The following is a 3,223-nucleotide window of genomic DNA, read 5'->3' as shown; positions in this document are numbered from 1 at the left end:
GGCTCTCGTTGGTGAATTCGGGAGGCGCAACCAGCCCGCCTCCCTGAATGAAGCCCGAAAACTCTAGCATCCGGTGGTCCAACGTTTGGGAGCGGTTCAGAAATTCTCAGTGGCAGGTCAGACGCCGGATGAAAATTCAGTGGCAGGTCACACTGTCTCGACCAAGAGATGGAGGACCGCGTCAGCGGTTTCCGCCTCGCCTAAAAAGATAGCGTAAATGCCAAGGTGATAAGGCTGAGGATGCCGCCGAACTTCCCGCGCAGTTTCTTGGCCGAAACGACGATACAGCCGCTCCCCCTAGCAGCGCCTGCACCGGCCGTCAGGCCGGTTAAGCGAAGCGGGTTACCTCGATGAAGCTTGTTTACGGAGGAAACATTTGATTGATGAAAGGATAAACGCGCGCGAGACCGGCTTCTTACTTTTGCTTTCCCACAATAAAACTCGCTAAAATTTCCTGGCTTTTCGATCGACTCTCTTTTGAGAGGAACCCACAGGTGCCCCAGAAGACGCTGGCGATTTATCAATAGATGAAGAACTTGCCGTTGCCATCCCTTCCTCAGGAAGCGTAGCTACTTGAGCGGCACTGTCAATCGCTCTACGGCAGTCATCAAGGAAGTCAGCTATATATTCATTGACATAGACAACCAACGGCTCCTTTGGAACAACAATCAGACGCCGTTTGTCCGTTTTATCCCGAGTGATGTCGATGAACCCACGCAAATGCGCTGCCTCGACATACTTTTGGCAAACAGTCTGGTTTTTGAAAGGCAGATAGCGACACGCCTGCATCTTCGTCATGGGTTTGTTATTGGCGTCCATATGATATACTTTAAGCATCAATCCAAGAATATTCCTCAGGAATAGTTTTTCTTCGGAATTTTCGCTAACGAGATCTGACAAAAACGAGTCAATTTTCTCAAGCTTATGCTTTACGCCGACGTCGATCTGTTCTGGCGTATATATTTCTCTTCGTGTTGTCTTCGCCACGGCCACGCCTCTGCGCAATGGGTCGTTCTGTTTTCACCCAAAGCCTGTTACCGGATCCCATCGCGGCGACATTTATCATATGTATGTCTTCATAACTACGACGAATATAAGAATTTGCGGGCGGTCGTGAGACTAACCTTCATCGTGCACGAGCCCCCGCTCTTGTTTTCACATCCATTTAAAAAAACAGTTACACAAGTGTAACTACGAGTGCTACCAAAAATTCGGGAGCTTCGCTTCCGATGGAAGGTCGGTCTCTTGATTGGCCCCCGACCAGCTCGCCCGCCGCCCGAGCTGGCATGCAAGAGCCCGACCTTCCGTTTTGCACGTGGCTTTTCGAACCAGGGATCCGAAATGAATAAAGAAATTTGGAAAGATTACAGCCAACCTTTCGGGACGATTGGTCCATTGATGACAGTGGGCGAAATTCTGGAAAAGAATATTGATGCGGGATACAACGCCTATGATGAGTATGCAAACGCAGCTCTTCAGAAATTTGCTCGGTATGCCTCAGAATTCCTCTCCAATCCACATCCTCATTTAGGTCGGGACGGGAGCGTTTGCCCTTTCGTTCCCGAGGCTCTGACGAAGGGGCTTTTACGGGTTGCCGCGTCGCAAGCTGTTGCAGTTGACGAAATCGAAAACGATTTGGCGCGTATGCTCGCCGTCTTCAGCCAGATGAAACCCGTAAAGTCCTTCAACGATCGAACGGGCGACTGGATCTATAAGGCCATTATCATTGCCCTTCCTGGAATACAGGATGAAGGAGAGATTATCAGGATTGGTCAACTGCAAAAACGGCTGAAGCCCGACTTCATTCAGGAAGGTTTCATGATCGGTGAATTTTATCCAGGTTGCCCGGAGCCCGGTTTGCACAACAGGATGTTTCGACCGCTCGACACAACGGTTCCAGCCTTGGCTATTCGGCATATCACCAAATATGATGCTCCTTTCATGCTCGATAGCGATAAGTGCCTGGAGGCTTACTTCAGTATTTTTGGGAACGAGGGTCGCCGCCGCATTAGGCAGCTTTTGGAGCGAACCGCCTGAAACTTACTCGCAAGAGGGCTGTACTCGCAGTCGCTGAAACAGCTATCCTCGATCGTCCTACCAGGTGAACCGGAAGGAAACGACTATGTTGGACGTTCATCCGAACGTACTTGCTGAACTGCACCAGATCGGAGCGTCGACGGTACGATTGTGGCGCTATAGTGAGTTCGCCACCCCTATTACATCTCCTTCCGATTTAGCCTCCGCTATCGGCGTTCCCGTGGGGCGCGTTGCAAAGACGATGATTATTGCCGAGCAGAAAGCGAACGATGTGATGCGCCGGTCTCATCCTGCGCGCCACCTTTGTGCCGTTTTGCTGCCATCACCTTCAAAGATTGACATGAAAGCAGTTGCTGGCACGTATGGATGGAAACGAGCCGAGCTTGCTCAGAAAGAACAGGTACTCGATCTCTTCGGCTACCCGTCAGGAAGCGTATCACCATTCGGTCTCCAGAAGATCGCTGTACTGATCGACACCGCCCTTTTTTCTTATCCTACCGTAGTCACAGGTGCGGGCAAGGTTGGAGTCGAGCTTGAGATCGACACAAGCATGCTTTGGAAGATCGGGCAGCCGTTACAGACGCGTGGACGGGCCAGTCAAACCTAACGCCTCGTCACCTTTCATAGAGATGCCGTGAGGTAGGTTATTTCTTCGGGAAAGGAAATGCGGTTCCACGTAACGGCGCCTCGATTAGAGAATGAGGGTTCAATACGTATGTTGCGTAATCGGACTCATAGTGCGCACTATAACGAAAATCGTCACACCCGTCCCAATGTCTGCACGACATCTTCACCTCGATAGCTGTGAGGCGGATCAAGCGCGGGAACATAGCGTGAGAAGGTGGCGACCACCGTCAGGACCCGCAGTTTCTTTCCGGTTGCGAGCTGGTCGTGCACGAAGTCCATCGCCCACACGTCATTTGGTCCGACAGCCATTTGCCGATCCTCGCGAAGTTTCGCCTTAACACGGCGCTTCCGAGTCTTATTCCGCAGCTGCAGTCCCAAGTCCCTGTAAATGCGATAGGTTCGCTTGATGTTGGTGCCCCAACCCTCGCGTTCCAAAAGCACATGCACGCGACGATAGCCGTAGCGCACCCGCGCTCACAGGTCTAGACCGGCCTCGGCGCGGCGAGAGATGTAGTGATCGGTCGACCGATCGAAGTTCAACGCGCCACAGGCACGCCGG

Annotated in this window: 3 protein-coding genes and 1 pseudogene; 2 read left to right on the top strand and 2 right to left on the bottom strand. The window is 52.0% G+C overall.

Annotated features, from left to right (window positions below; translation table 11 throughout):
- Positions 1-444: 444 nt before the first annotated feature.
- Entirely contained in the window at positions 445-987 is a 543-nt protein-coding gene (locus AF337_RS43250) for a hypothetical protein (protein ID WP_012489593.1), read from the bottom strand.
- Positions 988-1,341: 354 nt separating this feature from the next.
- On the opposite strand from AF337_RS43250, the gene AF337_RS12755 reads away from it, so the two are divergent.
- Together AF337_RS12755 and AF337_RS12750 are read left to right on the top strand one after the other, a co-directional pair.
- Positions 1,342-2,037 carry a DUF6875 domain-containing protein gene (locus tag AF337_RS12755; RefSeq protein ID WP_004677746.1) on the top strand — a complete coding sequence of 232 codons (696 nt, stop codon included), beginning with the start codon at positions 1,342-1,344 and terminating at the stop codon, positions 2,035-2,037.
- A gap of 85 nt (positions 2,038-2,122) precedes the next feature.
- Positions 2,123-2,644 (top strand): aminoacyl-tRNA deacylase, encoded by a 522-nt coding sequence (locus tag AF337_RS12750; protein WP_004677747.1) that lies wholly within the window; start codon positions 2,123-2,125, stop codon positions 2,642-2,644.
- Between the two features lie 155 nt (positions 2,645-2,799).
- Here AF337_RS12750 and AF337_RS12745 read toward each other — a convergent pair.
- A pseudogene (locus tag AF337_RS12745) lies at positions 2,800-3,223 on the bottom strand (IS3 family transposase); the annotation flags it as partial.

The organism is Rhizobium ecuadorense (genome assembly GCF_001187535.1).
In the GTDB taxonomy this organism is placed as follows: Bacteria; Pseudomonadota; Alphaproteobacteria; order Rhizobiales; family Rhizobiaceae; genus Rhizobium; species Rhizobium ecuadorense.
Note: the sequence above shows the minus strand (reverse complement) of the source record. Positions and strands in the feature narration are given on the sequence as shown.